Origin of the sequence: Pseudomonas sp. W22_MBD1_FP4 (genome assembly GCF_052113765.1) — a bacterium.
GTDB classification, from domain to species: Bacteria; Pseudomonadota; Gammaproteobacteria; order Pseudomonadales; family Pseudomonadaceae; genus Aquipseudomonas; species Aquipseudomonas sivasensis.
On the sequence record NZ_JBGQOI010000029.1, the window covers coordinates 1 to 15,045 of the forward strand.

Annotated in this window: 11 protein-coding genes; 4 read left to right on the plus strand and 7 right to left on the minus strand. The window is 59.6% G+C overall.

What is annotated here, in order from left to right; genetic code table 11:
• Both ACEN2T_RS26900 and ACEN2T_RS26905 read left to right on the plus strand, forming a co-directional pair.
• Positions 1-4,191 (plus strand): beta strand repeat-containing protein (locus ACEN2T_RS26900; protein ID WP_442117825.1); only part of this gene is annotated, 4,191 nt, incomplete at its 5' end.
• Between the two features lie 124 nt (positions 4,192-4,315).
• The gene (locus ACEN2T_RS26905) at positions 4,316-4,654 is read left to right on the plus strand and encodes a hypothetical protein (RefSeq protein WP_032890080.1); all 339 of its coding nucleotides are present in this window, start codon (positions 4,316-4,318) and stop codon (positions 4,652-4,654) included.
• Positions 4,655-4,694: 40 nt separating this feature from the next.
• On the opposite strand, the gene lapD is transcribed toward ACEN2T_RS26905, so the two are convergent.
• Positions 4,695-6,653 carry a cyclic di-GMP receptor LapD gene (lapD, locus tag ACEN2T_RS26910; RefSeq protein ID WP_032890083.1) on the minus strand — a complete coding sequence of 653 codons (1,959 nt, stop codon included), beginning with the start codon at positions 6,651-6,653 and terminating at the stop codon, positions 4,695-4,697.
• An 11-nt stretch (positions 6,654-6,664) separates the two neighbouring features.
• Complete coding sequence (gene lapG / locus ACEN2T_RS26915; protein ID WP_032890085.1) at positions 6,665-7,381, minus strand: cysteine protease LapG; 717 nt, start codon at positions 7,379-7,381, stop codon at positions 6,665-6,667.
• Positions 7,382-7,648: 267 nt separating this feature from the next.
• Here lapG and bcsQ point away from each other — a divergent pair, with 267 nt between their 5' ends.
• Positions 7,649-8,608, plus strand: a complete 960-nt coding sequence (gene bcsQ, locus ACEN2T_RS26920) for a cellulose biosynthesis protein BcsQ (protein ID WP_122753808.1) — start codon at positions 7,649-7,651, stop codon at positions 8,606-8,608.
• Positions 8,609-8,849: 241 nt separating this feature from the next.
• Here the strand turns inward: bcsQ and ACEN2T_RS26925 are convergent, their stop codons facing one another.
• The 5 genes from ACEN2T_RS26925 to ACEN2T_RS26945 form a co-directional block, all read right to left on the minus strand.
• Positions 8,850-10,037, minus strand: coding sequence for a methyltransferase (locus tag ACEN2T_RS26925; RefSeq protein WP_442117826.1), 1,188 nt, complete (start codon positions 10,035-10,037; stop codon positions 8,850-8,852).
• The gene (locus ACEN2T_RS26930) at positions 10,018-10,707 is read right to left on the minus strand and encodes an ABC transporter permease (protein WP_032890091.1); all 690 of its coding nucleotides are present in this window, start codon (positions 10,705-10,707) and stop codon (positions 10,018-10,020) included. The genes ACEN2T_RS26925 and ACEN2T_RS26930 overlap by 20 nt, the downstream gene beginning before the upstream one ends.
• Positions 10,707-11,399 (minus strand): ABC transporter permease, encoded by a 693-nt coding sequence (locus ACEN2T_RS26935; RefSeq protein ID WP_032890094.1) that lies wholly within the window; start codon positions 11,397-11,399, stop codon positions 10,707-10,709. Before ACEN2T_RS26935 ends, ACEN2T_RS26930 begins: the two co-directional genes overlap by 1 nt.
• A gap of 74 nt (positions 11,400-11,473) precedes the next feature.
• Complete coding sequence (locus ACEN2T_RS26940) at positions 11,474-12,226, minus strand: ABC transporter substrate-binding protein (RefSeq protein WP_095186162.1); 753 nt, start codon at positions 12,224-12,226, stop codon at positions 11,474-11,476.
• A gap of 13 nt (positions 12,227-12,239) precedes the next feature.
• A complete protein-coding gene (locus tag ACEN2T_RS26945; RefSeq protein WP_065925764.1) occupies positions 12,240-13,013 on the minus strand; it encodes an ABC transporter ATP-binding protein in 774 nt (257 codons plus the stop codon).
• A 554-nt stretch (positions 13,014-13,567) separates the two neighbouring features.
• On the opposite strand from ACEN2T_RS26945, the gene gabP reads away from it, so the two are divergent.
• Positions 13,568-14,959 carry a GABA permease gene (gene gabP, locus ACEN2T_RS26950; protein WP_095186161.1) on the plus strand — a complete coding sequence of 464 codons (1,392 nt, stop codon included), beginning with the start codon at positions 13,568-13,570 and terminating at the stop codon, positions 14,957-14,959.
• Positions 14,960-15,045 lie beyond the last annotated feature (86 nt).

Genomic DNA, 15,045 nt, shown 5'->3' on the forward strand with positions numbered 1-15,045 from the left:
GCGGACTTCGTCAACGCCGGTAATCAACTGCCGAAAATTGACCTGACCGTCACCGACGCCGACAACGCCACTTCGCACAGCGACGCTCAGCCGGTCGTTACTTTGGTCAACGACATCCCGGTCATCACCGTGGCTGCGACCACCATTGTTGAGAACAGCGCCAAAGTCGGCACCATCGCCGGTAGCTTCGTAGCAACTGACGAAGAAACCCCGACGGCCAGCCTGAAAGTTGATTTCACCACCGGCACCAATACTCAGGGTTACTACACCCTGTCCGGTACCAACGTGGTGCTGACGCAGAAGGGCGCGGACTTCGTCAACGCCGGTAATCAACTGCCGAAAATTGACCTGACCGTCACCGACGCCGACAACGCCACTTCGCACAGCGATGCTCAGCCGGTCGTTACTTTGGTCAACGACATCCCGGTTATCACCGTGGCTGCGACCACCATTGTGGAGAACAGCGCCAAAGTCGGCACCGTCGCCGGTAGCTTCGTTGCTACAGACGAAGAAACGCCTACTGCCAGCCTGAAAGTCACCTTCACCACCGGCACCAACGCGGACGGCTACTACACCCTGTCCGGTACTAACGTTGTGCTGACGCAGAAGGGTGCGGACTACGTCAACTCCGGTCATCAGTTGCCGAAGATTGACCTGACCGTCACTGACGCTGACGGCGCCAACTCACACAGCACTGGTCAGCCGACCGTGACGTTGGTCGACGACACTCCGATCGCCAGCAACGGCTACATCCAGGGCGACGAAGACACCCCGATCGAATTGACCTGGGCGACCTTCGGCGTCAGCGATGAGGACTCCACAAACCCGAAAGTGGTGTTCACCAGCCTGCCTGCCGGTTCCATCGAGTACTACTCCAACGGCGCGTGGGTCAAACTCAGCGCGACTGATCTGAAAACCGATACCTCTGCCGGTAAGTCGTTCAGCCAGGCGGACTTCGACGGCCACAACGTGCGTTACACCCCGGCAGCCAACGAATCGGGTGACAACACCTTCGCGGCCACAGGTGTGGGCAACAAGCAGACCGATTACACCCAGCTGAAATTCCAGGCTACCGACGGCAATTCCTACAGCGACACCAAGGTCATCACCGTGGATATCCACCCGGTGGCGGATGTGCCGGTTGTGACGGTTGGCGCGTTCGGCGCTGTTCCTACAGGCTTGGTCATTCAAACCTGGACTGGCGGCACTCTGCGCACTGATCTGGGGACCAACGGTAACGGTGTGGTCAATTCCAGCGATCTGATCCGTGTGATCGACGCCAAGACCGCTGCCAGCGCCGTCACCACCGGCGTGACCAGCAGCGTCAGCAACAGCAATGTGGCAGACGGTACCGCGACCAAAGTCTCCGGCCTGATTTACCTGGAAGCCGGCAAGAGCTACACCTTCACTGGTACGGCCGACGACAGCCTGGCAATCACCGTGGGCGGCAAGTTGGTTGCCACCGAGACGTGGAGCAAGGGCAGCGCGATTACCGGGTCGAGCTACACCCCGACCGAGTCGGGCTACTACACCCTGGATATCTACCACTACAACCAGGCAGGCGCGGGCAACTACGACGTCAATGTGTCGATCAACAACGGCGTGTCGATGTCCCTGGGCAACAGCGGCCTGCAGACCTACACCAGCGTGGACGCGTTGAAAGCCGCCGGTGCGGTGCTCGGCGATAGCCATATCGTCAACGGCGAAGGTTATTACACTGGCTACGTCTACAACCGTGGTCTGGAAGACACCGCGATCAAGGTCAGCCCGATCACTACCACGTTTGTCGACAACGACGGCTCGGAGTCGCACAAGGTGGAAATCAGCGGCTTGCCAGCCGGCACCGTGATTACCGACGGCAACACTGGGCACAGCATCACGTCGAACGGCAGCGGCACGCTCTACGATGTCAGCACCTGGAACCTGAAAACCCTGACCGTTACGCCGCTCAAGGATTCGACCGCCAGCTTCGACCTCACCGTGAAAGCCACGGCCACGGAGCTGAGCACTGGCGCTTCGGCGGTGACGACCGGCAAAGTAAGCATCGTGATCACTGCGGTCAACGATGCCCCAACCCTGGACCTGAGCACGGCTGACGGCGCTGTCGCCACCGGCTACAACACCGCGTACACCGAACGCAGCACCACGGGTGTGGCGATTACCGGCAGCGTGGCCATTGGCGACGTCGACAGCACGCAGATGCAAAGTGCGACCATCACCCTGAAAAACGCCAGTTCGGGCGATGTGCTGAGCTCCAGTCTGGTAGCGGTGGGTGGTACCTACAAAGGCATCACCGTGACCAGCGTCGGGACTGACGTCAGCGGCAAGATCGTGCTGACCCTGTCGGGCGTGGCGGATGCGGCGACCTACAAGACGCTGCTTGAGTCGTTCCAGTACTCCAGCACCAGCAAGTACCCGACGCTGGGCGACCGCATCATTGATGTCGCGGTGACTGACAATGAGGGTGGCAACAGCCTGAGTTCGTTGGCGGCAACGACCACCATCACGGTCAAGCCTCAGGTCTACACCCCTGTTACGGAAGGCGGCGCTGCGGTGGATACCATCGACCTGGGCTCCACCTCGACCCACAACATCGTGATTGGCGACAAAGGTGGCATCACCACCCCGGGCACCAACTACAACATCGCGTTCATCGTTGACACCTCGGGCAGTATCGGCTCGAGCGCGATGACCTCGATCAAGTCCCAGTTGTCGACCATCTTCGATACCCTGATCGCCAACGCCAAGTTGACCGGTTCGGGTGTGGTGAAAGTGTTGCTGGTGGACTTCGATACCAAGGTCGAATCGCAAGTGTCGGTCAACCTGGCTGACCAGGCGGCTGCCAAGGATGCGTTGCAGGCTGTGTTGAACAACATGAGCTCCAACTCGACTGACGTGACCAACTACCAGGACGCCTTCAACACTGCGACGGCCTGGTTCAAGAGCTCTGAAGCGACCAGCAACGCCAGTGCGAAGAACCTGACGTACTTCATTACCGACGGTGCGCCGAACGTCTACAACTACACGTACAACAACCCTACTCTTGGGGCGACCAGCCGCTACGGCGATACGGTTTACTTCGACAGCAAGGTCAATAGCAAAAACTACACCCTGGGCCAGTCCACTGAGGTCACCGCAACGATCTACGGCAAGACCCAGGTCATCGTTGACAGCGAAGGCAAGGTCTATTCGTACAACTCGTCCGGCACCAAGACCTTTGAAGGTTATGTCGTGTCCGACGGCCGCGGTGGTTTCGACGTGGCGGGGGCTGTCGGCAACAGCAGCTACTACTACGACTATCCGTTGGAAGCGGCCAAAGACGCTTACGCGGCGTTGATCACTGCGGTCAAGGGCGGGGTTGAGGTTCAGGCCATCGGCCTGGGCAACAGCGTCGACAAGGACATGTTGCAGAAGTACTTCGATACCGACAAAACGGTCAGCACGATCGACACCGCGAAGCTGGCGGACACCATTACCGGCCACACCGCCGATACCGGTGCCGACAACGTTTCCGGCGGTTCGGGCAACGACATCATCTTCGGCGACCTGATCAGCTACAAAGGCCAGGAAGGCAGCGCGGCACTCAAGGCATTCGCTGCCGAGAAGCTGGCGACCACGGTCGATCAGATCGACGACCGCACCTTGCATCAGTACATCACTGAGCATGTGCAGGACGTCGGTGCTTTGGCCAACGCGTCGAACATCTACGGCACCAACGATGGCGGCGACACCCTGATCGGCAACGCCGGCGATGACATCCTGTTCGGCCAGGGCGGTAACGACACGCTCTCCGGCGGCGCAGGCAATGACATCCTGGTGGGCGGCAAGGGCAACGACATCCTCACCGGCGGCGCGGGTGCCGATACCTTTGTGTGGCTCAAAGGCGACACCAACACCAACGGTGGCTTTGATCGCATCACTGACTTCAAACACGGTGAAGGCGACAAGCTGGACCTGTCCGACCTGCTGCAAGGCAATAACGACACCAACCTGTCGAGCTACCTGAGGCTGACCACGGATGCGTCGGGCAACTCGACGCTGAGCGTGAGCAGCACCGGGTCGTTCACCGGCACCAGTGGCGGCACGGCTGATGTCACGATCAAAGTGGATGGCGCCAGTTGGGGCTCGGGTTCCGCCGCGATCAATAGCCTGATCGCCGGTGGCGACTTGACCGTCAAGCACCACGACTGATCACCATGGGGGCGGCAATCTTTAGGGATTGGCGCCCCCATGGCATCCGCTTCGGCGAAATGTGTGTAATCTCTGTGGGAGCCGTGTGCGGCGCCTGCAGGGATTTTTTATTGGGAGAGGGCTGATGTTCTACGTGCTACGCGATCAATACAACGCTTTGGTGCGTGTCGAGGCGCAGGCCTTCGCTGAAGCCACTGAGACGCTACCGGCTGACCATCACGAGATCCAGGCGTGGTTTGCCGACGATGAGATCGAGACCAGCCTCAAGCAGCTCAAGAGCAGTGACCTTGAGATGATCCGCGTACTGGACGACTTGATTCAGGTGCTGATCACCAAGAACGTAATGAGCATCACCGACTTGCCGCCGGCGGCGCAGACCAAGTTCCTGGAACGCACCCAGGCCCGGGCGGCGCTGGGCGGTTTGAGCGAGCTGATCAATGATGATGAAACTGGCCTGATTTGACGCGCACCTCCTTCACGGCTTAACCGTCAAGGAGGCGTGATTATTCTGTGCTCCACTTCCAGGGCGCCGGTTCACCGACCAGTTGGCCTTGCACCCCTTCAATACCCATCTCGCGGATCACCCGCAACTCACCCTCGGTTTCCACGCGCTCGGCAATCAGCGGCAGATCAATGCTGTGGGCCGCTCGCTGGATGGCCTCGATAAAGAAGCGCTTGTGGCTTTCCTGGTCAATGTCGCGGATGTAACTGCCGTCGATCTTGAGGTAGGCCAGGCCCAGATGCGCGAGGTTACCGATCATGCTGAAGCGCCCGCCGAAGCGTTGCAGGCCAAGGCTGTAGCCCAGACCGCGCATGCGGCGGATCAGGCGTTCCAGTTGTGCCTGTTCGGGGACTTGCTCCTCGCCGATTTCCAGGGTCAGGCGCTCGCCCAGCAACGGGTGTTGCGACAGGCGCTCGAACATGTGCTCCAGGGCTTGCGGGTCGTTCAGGGTAGCCGCCGACAGGTTCAGCGCGACCGATTGGTTGTGCTGGCCCAAGTGTTTGATCACCAGATCGAGCATTACCTGGTCGAGCCGCGCGGTCCAACCGAAGCGCTCCAGCCAAGGTAGGAAATGCCCGGCGGCGATGGTCTGGTCCTGATTGTCGAGCAAGCGCGACAGCACTTTGTAATGCAGGACCTGGCGGGTATCGCTGCTGCTCACCACCGGCTGGAAGAACAGGCGGAAGCGACCCTGGCTCAGCGCATTGTCGAGCAAGGTGTGCCAGCTATGCGGGTCGTCACTCACGGTGTCGAGGGTTTGATGTGACAGGCAGACCCAGCTTTGCAGGCTGTTGGCTTCGGCCTGGGTGAGCGCTTGGTCAGCCAGCATCAGCAGGTCTGCCGAAGCGTCGCCGGGGTTGTAAGGGGCCAGGCCGATGTGGGCCACGGTGGGCATGTCGGTGGCGCCGGTTTCGTGCAGGCTTTGCAAGGTGGTTTCCAGTTCCTGGGCCAACTGCACTGCTTCGTCGCGCACCAAGCCTGGCGCGAGCACGGCGAACTCGCCACCCCGGCTGCGGGTGATCAGGTTATTGGTTTCCGGGTATTTGGCACAGGTACGCACCAGTTGTTGGCTGACGGCTTGCAGCAACTGGTCGGTGCGTTGCCCGCCCAGACGCTGATTGAGGCCGCCCAGGTCGTTGACCCGCAACATCAGCAGGTAGCCTGAACTGGACTCCTCCATGTTGCTGACCCGCGATTGCAACTGCATCTCGAAATAACGACGGTTCGCCAGGCCGGTCAGGCTGTCCTGGTAGGACTCCACCCGCAGCTTCTCGCTGCGTTCGGTCTGCTCGTGGAACAGCGCCTTGAGTTTCTCCACCATCTGGTTCATGGCCTGCACCACGCGGCGTAATTCCGGGGTGCGGGGCAGGTCGGGCAAGCTGAGGAACTCACGACGCGCGATGGCGTGGGACTGCTCGACCATATAGTCCAACGGTTTCAGCTGGCGACGCAGCAACAGCGCGCCCAGCACTGCACTCGCGGCGCCGCAGATCAACAGCCAACCCAGGCTGCCGAGCGCGCTTTGCCAGAGTTTGGCCAGGGCAAACATCGGGTGACTGACCACCTCAACCCGCGCCGCCTGCTGCCAGCCACGGCTGACAATGGCATCGCCGCCAGCCGGCGCGAGGCCGATCATCTTCACGAACCAAGCCGGAACGCTGCTGGCATCCGGCTCGGCGGCACGCTCCACCAGTACCTGGTCGTTGCTCAGGTCCACCACACGGATGCTTGCGTAGTAGCCACTGTCAAAGATCGAGCTGACCATCAGTTCGGTCATCGCCGGGTCATCGATGTTCGGCGTCAACGACAGGGCCAGCGCCGTGGCCGCGTCCTGCGCGTGGGAGCGCAGTTGGTTGACGTACTGGGTACGCGAACTCTCAAGGCTGACGAAGAAGCTACCGCTGAACGCGACCACAAGGAACACGCAGATAGCGATCAGCAATTGTTTGAACAGTGACATCGTAGCTCCTGTTAATTATCCGAACTGGCCGGAAACCCTTCAGCGGTCATTTTTTTCAAGACATCCTGCCAACGAGACAGGCGCTTGGTGTCACCGACTTTTTTGTTACCCGCCGCGCCGGTCAACCACAGCCCTTCACCGTTGAACGCGTACACCGGCAGCAAATCCGCGCGCTGGCTGGCGGGCAAAATGGCGTCCATCAGGCTGTCCAGTACCAAGGGCATGGCTTCGGGGCTGGCATAGTACGTCAGCACCATGTGCGCGCGATTCTGGCGTAACGCTTTAACGTAGGTAATGCGCAGTTTTTCGGCGGGGACGCCCAAGTGACGCAGGCTGAAGTACTTGGCGATGGCGTAGTCTTCGCAGTCGCCTGCGCCTTTCCACAGGGACTGAATAGGGGTCGCCCAATAATCAATCTCGTGCCACAGGTCGATGTCTTCCTCGTAGCGCAACTGGCGGTTGAAGAACAGATTCACCACTTTGAGCTGCTCGGCCTCACCCACTTGCTTCTGCGTTGACAGCAATTGCTGCCAGGCATCAATGCGCTGACGCCCGGGGCCCAGTGGCCCGTAAAGCGACTCGGCGCGGCGGCTGATTTGGCTGAAATCCCAGTCGGCGAGCAAATCGCCCAGCAGGCCGCCACCCAGCAACAGCGTGATGGCGAGGCCGTACAGAATCCGAGGGAATTTAAAGCGTATCGCCACTGCGATTACCCAAGCTTGCAGCATTGAAGGTGCGGCAATGGTGCGGTGATAGCGGGTAAAAAACAATGGCACGATGAAATCACTGCCAGTGAATTGTAGTAAAAGCCCGTCAGTAAATTGGCTGTTTTCCGCTCGTCTGAAAGGACGGTGGTAATTTCATCAAAATAATGACACTTCTTTAACGCTGTCACAGAATGAAGCCATGAGAACGCCTACAAAAAGACCTGCGGCGAAGCCATACCTTGCCGACCTTTTCACGTCTTTATATGGCGCCGTGAAGGAGCTCCGGCCATGAGCCGCACTGATGATCTATTTGCCCTGTTCGGCAAGAGCGTTTCCCGTGATCCGAAGGGAAGAAACGCTCGCCTGCATTTTTTCGGCAGCGTTCCCTTCGACGATGGCACTCGGGTGAACCATAAAGATGGCTCGCGCATGAGTACTCATGCGTCCCACGCCAATGAACATCATCACAATGAGCCACTGACCACGCTACGCCCGACGGTAGTGGCGCTGGTGTCCATCAATGGTGGTGTTGGCCGCAGTACGCTGGCCACGGCACTGAGCAGCGGTTTGCAGCGCCTGGGTGAGTCGGTCGTGGCATTGGACCTGGATCCCCAGAATGCTTTGCGCCAGCACTTTGGTGTTGATCATGAGCTACCCGGTGTGGGTCGCAGTAGTCTGCTCAACGCGCCATGGAGGACCATCCTGCAATCGGGTTTTGCCGGTTGCCAGGTGATTCCCTTTGGCGACACTGACACCCAGCAAAAGGAAAACCTGCAACGCTGGTTGACCCGCGAGCCGAAGTGGCTGACCCAGCGCCTGTCGGCATTGGGGCTGAGTGAACGGCACACAGTCATCGTCGATACCCCCGCAGGTGACAACGTTTATCTCCATCAAGCACTGAGCGTGGCTGACATCGTGCTGGTCGTCGCCCAACCGAATGCCGCTTGCCTCGGCACCCTGGACCAATTGGATGAATTGCTGGCGCCTCATCTTGAGCGTGAGCGTCCACCGCGTTGCCACTTGGTGATCAACCAACTGGACGAAAACTCGACGTTCAACCTGGAAATGCTCGACGCCTTCAAGTTGCGCCGAGGTGAGTACCCGCTGGAAGTCGTGCACCGTGATCCGGCGATCAGCGAAGGCTTGGCCTTTTCTACGGACCCTTTGGACAACACGGCGACGAGCCTGGCCGGTGACGATATCACCGACCTTTGCCGGTTATTGATCGCTCGCAGAAAACGCGTTTAAAGCGCGGTTTATACGCTTACCTCCAGATGCTTATGCACAATCGGTTGGATGCAGTTGTGATGAAACAGCCATTTTGTGGAGCGGTTCTCAACACAGTGCAACTGCCTGTTTTACGTGCGTTTTATTGTGTGAACAAAAAATGAACAGCGTGGCTTTTGGTCTGCAGCGTAGAGCGCTAAAGGGTCTGTAACGAATTCATCAACAGAGTTATCCACAGGTTGGGGTGCGACAATTTCGCCCTTTAATCGCGCTCGGCGAGCACCATCAAGTTGCGCGGCGTTAACGTCGGGTCGCAAAAGCTGCCGACCTCAACCCTGTAGCCACGTTCGCTGAGAAACAGTGCCCGATCCAGCACCAGCCATAACTCCAGCGGGCGCCGAAACAGACCACGCACCAACTCCAGGTTCCTGACCTCGGCCAAGCGCTGCCAACCATGGGCCTCCAACGCCGCCCAGTCTTGTTCGCCTGTGGATAACCCTTTGAGGCGTGCCAGTTCGCGGCAGTAGTCAGCGAAGGGTTTGTCCAGCCAGTGGGTGGGCAGGGACGGGGTAGGCAGGTACTCGTCGCAGCCGCGTAACAGGCGTTGCAATTGATCGAAGCCGAGGCGCCGGGCCATGGAGGTGTCCCGTTGCAGGCGCACGCGTTTGCCGGCGGTGACGGTTTCGCTGAGGGGCAGGCCGAGGTCGTCGAGCGACAACAACAAGGTGGAAGCGCGGCCCGCGTCGGACAGCGGCTGGTAGGTATCCCCCTGGATGCGGTTATAGCAGCACGGCGCCAGTGCCAGTTGCTTGCAGCCGGCGGCGCTGGCCACTTGCAGCAGGCGTACATGCAGGTCGCCGCAGGCATGCAGGGCCACGGGGGTGTGTTCGGCGCTTATGGCTACATCCGCCATCACGTCTTGCAGACGATGGGTGACGGGCAGGCCGTGGTGCTCGCTCAAGGCTTGGCCCGAAGCGATCAAGGCCGGGTCGTATTCCAGGCAGGTCAGCTGCTGGCCTGTGTGCAGCAGGCGGCGGCCAAGGTGGCCTTTGCCGGCGCACCAGTCCAACCAATGCCGGGGTGTTTGCGCAAACTGCAGCGCCGCGCCGAAGGCTTCGATCTGTTGCCATTTGCGGCCGGGCACATCGACCTTCAGGCGGTGCGCGGCGGGTTGCAAGGGCTGCGTTGGTAACTTATCCACATTGCTGAGTTGCAGCGCCTGCGATGCTAACTGTGGAAAAGGTGCGGGGGCGAGCAGGCCATGGGGCTGGTTGTGATTGGCTTCGGCATCGGCCAACGAGCGTTGGCGCAGCCACTGGGCCAGTTCGGGGTGTTCGTTTTCCCAAGGCAACTGGCGCTGAGTAAAGGGCCGTGGTCGCCACAGCCCTTGATGCTCTATCAGAAACGCATCCAGCGCCCGGAAGCGCGCTTCAACGTCCCTGGCAGGCATCGACGCGCAGCCAGCGTTCCAGCAGTTTGAAGCCGCGTACCAGCAGGAAGGAGATCAATAGGTAGAACACACCGGCGGTGAAGAACATTTCCACCGTCAGGTAGTTGCGCGCAATGATCGTGCGGGCCATGCCGGTCAGTTCCAGCAGGGTCACGGTGCTCGCCAGTGAACTGGCCTTGAGCATCAGGATCACTTCGTTGCTATAGGCCGGCAAACCGATGCGCGCCGCGCGGGGCAGGATGATATAGAACAGCGTTTTGGGCTTGGACATGCCCAGCGCTCGGGCTGCTTCAATTTCCCCAGGTGGAATGGCCTGGATGGCGCCGCGCAGGATCTCGGCGATATACGCTGCGGTGTGCAGTGTCATGGTGGCGGTGGCACACCAGAACGGGTCGCGCAGGTACTTCCACATGAAGCTTGAGCGGATGCTGTCGAATTGGGCCAGGCCGTAATAGACCAGAAACAACTGCACCAGCAGCGGCGTGCCACGGAAGAAAAAGATGTAGGCGTAGGGCAGTGAGCGCACATACCAGCGCTTGGATGAGCGCGCGATACCCAGCGGGATGGCCAGGATCAAACCGAGGATCACGGCAATGCTCACCAGTTCCAGGGTCAGGATGGCGCCCTGGATAAACTTCGGCAGCCACTTGATGATGACTTCCCATTCCATTACGTCGTCCTCACGAAGCCGCGGGCGGCGCGTTTTTCCAGGAAGTGCATAGCCACCATCGACAGTGAGGTCAGGCCCAGATAAATGAACGCGGCGACCAGGTAGAAGGTGAAAGGCTGTTTGGTGACGGTTACGGCGATCTGCGCGTGGCGCATGATTTCTTCGAGACCGATGACCGTGACCAGCGCGGTGTCCTTCATCAGGATCAGGAACAGATTGCCCAGCCCCGGCAGGGCGATGCGCCACATCTGCGGCATGATCAAGCGGGTAAAGATCCGAAACTTCGACAGGCCCAGTGCCACACCGGCTTCGCGGTGGCCCTTGGGGATGGAGATGATTGCGCCGCGCAGTACTTCGGTGGCGTAGGCACCGAAACACAGCCCCAGCGCAATGACGCCGGCGGCAAAGGCGCTGAGGGACAGGTCGGGAATGTCGAGCAACTCACCCAGTGAGCGCATGGCGTTGATCGTGCCGAAGTAAATCAGCAACACCCACAGCAGTTCCGGCACGCCGCGAACGATTGTCGAGTAGGTACCGCCCAGCCATTGCAGCGGCTTGTACGGTGAAGTCTTGGCCAAGGCACCGGCGAGGCCGAGTACCAGCCCCAGGCATAACGCCGTGAGCGCCAGTTTGACGGTCATCAGCGCGCCGGCGGCGAGCGCGGGGCCGAATCCGTAGAGATCGAAATTCATGGTGTTTTCATATCGCGGCAGGCATTGCTGGAAGCCGACGCGCTCAAGTGAGCGCGTCGGGCAGACCGTTCAGGTCATTCGATGCTGAACGGGAAGTACTTGTCGTTGATCTTCTTGTAGGTGCCGTCTGCCTTGATCTCTGCCAGGGCTTTGTTCAGGCGCTCGCGCAGTGGGTCGCCCTTGCGCACGGCGATACCGATCTTGTCGCTTTCTACAACCGGGTCGCCCTTGAACTCGTAGGCGGAACCGTCTTTGCTCTTGAGCCATTCGTACTGCACGTACTTGTCGGCGAGGATGCCGTCGAGGCGGCCGGACGTCAGGTCGAGGTAGGCGTTTTCCTGGGTGTCGTACAGCTTGGCTTCGGTGTCCGGCAGCTTGTCTTCCAGATAGGTACCGGCCAGGGTTGCACGCTGTGCACCGATGACTTTGCCCTTCAGGTACTCGGCGTCAGTTTTGAAGTCCGCAGTGGCTTTAGGTGCGATGAACTGCAGCTTGTTGGAGTAGTACGGGTCGGTGAAGTCGACGGCTTGCTTGCGTTCATCGGTGATGGACAGTGAGGACACCAGGAAGTCGAACTTCTTGGCGTTCAGGGCCGGGATAATGCCGTCCCAGTCGGACACATACACTTCGCACTTCTCGACTTTCATCTTGGCGCACAGGGCGTCGCCGATGTCTTTGTCGAAGCCGACGACGTTGCCGCTGGCGTCTTTATTGTTGAAAGGTGGGTAAGCCGCTTCGATCCCCATCTTCAAGGTTTCTGCCATGGCCGTGGCGCTGAACGCCATCGAGACGGCCGCGGCCAGAAGGAATTTTTTATAGTTCTGCATGCATGTTGCTCCGTTAGCGGTTGCTGGACATGAATTGTTTGCAGCGCGCCGAAAGCGGGTTTTCAAACACCTGCTGTGGCGATCCTTGCTCTTCGATCAGGCCTTGGTGGAGGAACACCACTTCACTGGACACTTGGCGGGCGAAGCCCATTTCATGGGTGACCAGCAGCATGGTGCGACCCTCTTCGGCCAGCGCGCGGATCACATTAAGTACTTCCTGAACCATTTCCGGGTCAAGGGCAGAAGTGGGTTCGTCGAACAGGATGACTTTGGGCTGCATCGCCAAGGTACGCGCGATGGCTGCCCGTTGTTGCTGGCCGCCGGACAATTGCGCGGGGTAGGCGTGGCGCTTGTCGGCGATGCCGACCTTGTCCAGCAGGGCCTCGGCCACTTCTATTGCCTCGGCCTTGCTCTGGCCGAGCACACGGCGGGGGGCCTCGATGATGTTGTCGAGGATGCTCATGTGTGGCCACAGGTTAAAATTTTGAAATACAAAACCGATTTCGCTGCGCAACCGGTTGATCTGCTTGCCGTCGGCGGCCATCAGTTCGCCGTTTTTCGCGGCCTTGAGCTTGAGTTCTTCGCCGGCCACCAGGATCTGGCCCTGGTGTGGGTTTTCCAGCAGGTTGATGCAGCGTAGGAACGTGGACTTGCCGGAACCGGAGGAACCCAGGATCGAGATCACATCGCCGTCGCGAGCGGTCAGCGAGATACCTTTGAGTACCTCCAGCTCACCATAGCGTTTGTGCAAGTTGCGGATTTCAAGCGCGGGCGTGGCCTCGGCCATGTGCGGTCCTCATTGTGTTCATTGCATTCCTGCTGTTGGGCCGCCTTCCTGGCGAGGCGCCAAGCTAGCATAGCGTCTTGATGGCAGCCAACAGCGTGGCCGGCGGTAAATGGGGCGTGTGCGGCAGGGTGTCGCATCGGCACAGCAGCGTGTCACGCCCTCAACAACCGAACAACCGTTTGAACCCGATAAACCGCAGGCTTTGCGTAAAAAAGGGCGCGATGGTGCCAGCTTTGGCCGGGTGTTGGAAGGGTTAAACGGGCAAACGGTACCCATCGGCCCCTTTATGGCGCGTCACGTACTTTTTGTGTGTGTTTTTGGTGCGCTTGTTCGTCTTGAATGTGAGTCGCACGGTAACGCTATAGCGGAATGCCATTGTTCTCAATGACTTGCGACGACTGTCGAATCGTCCTACAGCCCGCGTCAATCGCGACTTCGTAACATTTTGGCGCAAATCTTGCGTAAAAAATAAAGAACGCCCTGTTGGTTTCTTTTCACGAAGAAGACACCAGGCCGGGTGGACCGTTTTCGCAATTCCTCGCAAAGGTGTGTCAATGAGTAGTACGCAAAGCTCCAATGACCTCGAACAGGGGCTCAAACCGCGTCACGTCACCATGCTGTCGATTGCCGGCGTTATTGGTGCCGGTTTGTTTGTTGGCTCCGGCCACGCGATTGCTGCCGCCGGCCCGGCCGTACTGCTGGCGTATGCCGCTGCGGGTACGCTGGTGGTATTGGTGATGCGCATGCTGGCCGAAATGGCCGTTGCCTCGCCGGACACCGGTTCGTTTTCCACCTACGCCGACCGTGCGATTGGTCACTGGGCCGGTTTCACCATTGGCTGGCTGTACTGGTGGTTCTGGGTGCTGGTGATTCCGTTGGAAGCCAACGCTGCTGCGACCATCCTCCACGCTTGGTTCCCTGATGTGGCCATCTGGGCTTTTACGCTGATCATCACGTTGCTGCTGACCGCGACCAATCTGTTCAGCGTGAAGAACTACGGTGAGTTCGAGTTTTGGTTTGCGCTGATCAAAGTCGTAGCGATCGTGGGTTTTGTGATCCTCGGCTTGGCGGCGATTTTCGGCTTCCTGCCGACCAGCCAGGTCAGCGGCGTTTCGCATCTGTTCGACACCCAAGGCTTTATGCCCAACGGCATGGGCGCAGTACTGGCGGCCATCCTGACCACCATGTTCTCGTTCATGGGTACCGAGATCGTCACCATCGCCGCGGCGGAATCGAAGAACCCAGGCCAGCAAATCACCAAGGCCACCAACTCGGTGATCTGGCGGATTGGTTTGTTCTACCTGTTGTCGATTTTCATCGTCGTGTCCCTGGTGCCGTGGAACGATCCGACACTGGCGGCGGTAGGTTCCTACCAGACCGTGCTGGAACGCATGGGCATCCCGAATGCCAAGCTGATCGTCGATCTGGTGGTGCTGGTTGCCGTGACTAGCTGCCTGAACTCGGCGCTGTACACCGCGTCGCGCATGCTGTTCTCCCTGGGCCGTCGCGGTGACGCTCCGGCAGTGGCCAAGCGCACTAATAAGAGCGGCACGCCTTACTGGGCTGTGTTGCTGTCTACCGGTGCTGCGTTCCTGGCGGTCTTTGCCAACTATGTGGCCCCGGCAGCGGTGTTCGAATTCCTGCTGGCCAGCTCCGGCGCCATCGCGTTGCTGGTGTACCTCGTCATCGCTGTGTCGCAACTGCGCATGCGTCAGAAGCGTACGGCGGCGGGCGAGAAAATCGTCTTCAAGATGTGGCTGTTCCCTGGCCTGACCTACGCGGTGATGGTGTTTATTGTGGGGACGCTGACGATCATGCTGTTCCAGGAAGCGCACCGGGTCGAGATTATCGCGACCGGCGTTCTAAGCTTGCTGGTAGTGGCGGCGGGGTTGTTTGTGTCGAGCCGTCGCAAGGCGCAGAGAGCAGGCGCTGCGGTGCTTAACTGACCGCAGTCCCAATGTGGGAGGGGGCTTGCCCCCGATAGCGGTGCGTCAGTCGACATCTAATTGACTGAAAACACGCTGTCGGGGGC

Bases quoted from the DNA above. Each gene is read 5' to 3' on its own strand.
- ACEN2T_RS26925 (WP_442117826.1), bottom strand. From the start codon at position 10,037: ATGCCTGCCAGGGACGTTGAAGCGCGCTTCCGGGCGCTGGATGCGTTT.
- lapG (WP_032890085.1), bottom strand. From the start codon at position 7,381: ATGCTGCAAGCTTGGGTAATCGCAGTGGCGATACGCTTTAAATTCCCT.
- ACEN2T_RS26935 (WP_032890094.1), bottom strand. From the start codon at position 11,399: ATGAATTTCGATCTCTACGGATTCGGCCCCGCGCTCGCCGCCGGCGCG.
- lapD (WP_032890083.1), bottom strand. From the start codon at position 6,653: ATGTCACTGTTCAAACAATTGCTGATCGCTATCTGCGTGTTCCTTGTG.
- gabP (WP_095186161.1), top strand. From the start codon at position 13,568: ATGAGTAGTACGCAAAGCTCCAATGACCTCGAACAGGGGCTCAAACCG.
- ACEN2T_RS26930 (WP_032890091.1), bottom strand. From the start codon at position 10,707: ATGGAATGGGAAGTCATCATCAAGTGGCTGCCGAAGTTTATCCAGGGC.
- ACEN2T_RS26945 (WP_065925764.1), bottom strand. From the start codon at position 13,013: ATGGCCGAGGCCACGCCCGCGCTTGAAATCCGCAACTTGCACAAACGC.
- ACEN2T_RS26940 (WP_095186162.1), bottom strand. From the start codon at position 12,226: ATGCAGAACTATAAAAAATTCCTTCTGGCCGCGGCCGTCTCGATGGCG.
- ACEN2T_RS26905 (WP_032890080.1), top strand. From the start codon at position 4,316: ATGTTCTACGTGCTACGCGATCAATACAACGCTTTGGTGCGTGTCGAG.
- bcsQ (WP_122753808.1), top strand. From the start codon at position 7,649: ATGAGCCGCACTGATGATCTATTTGCCCTGTTCGGCAAGAGCGTTTCC.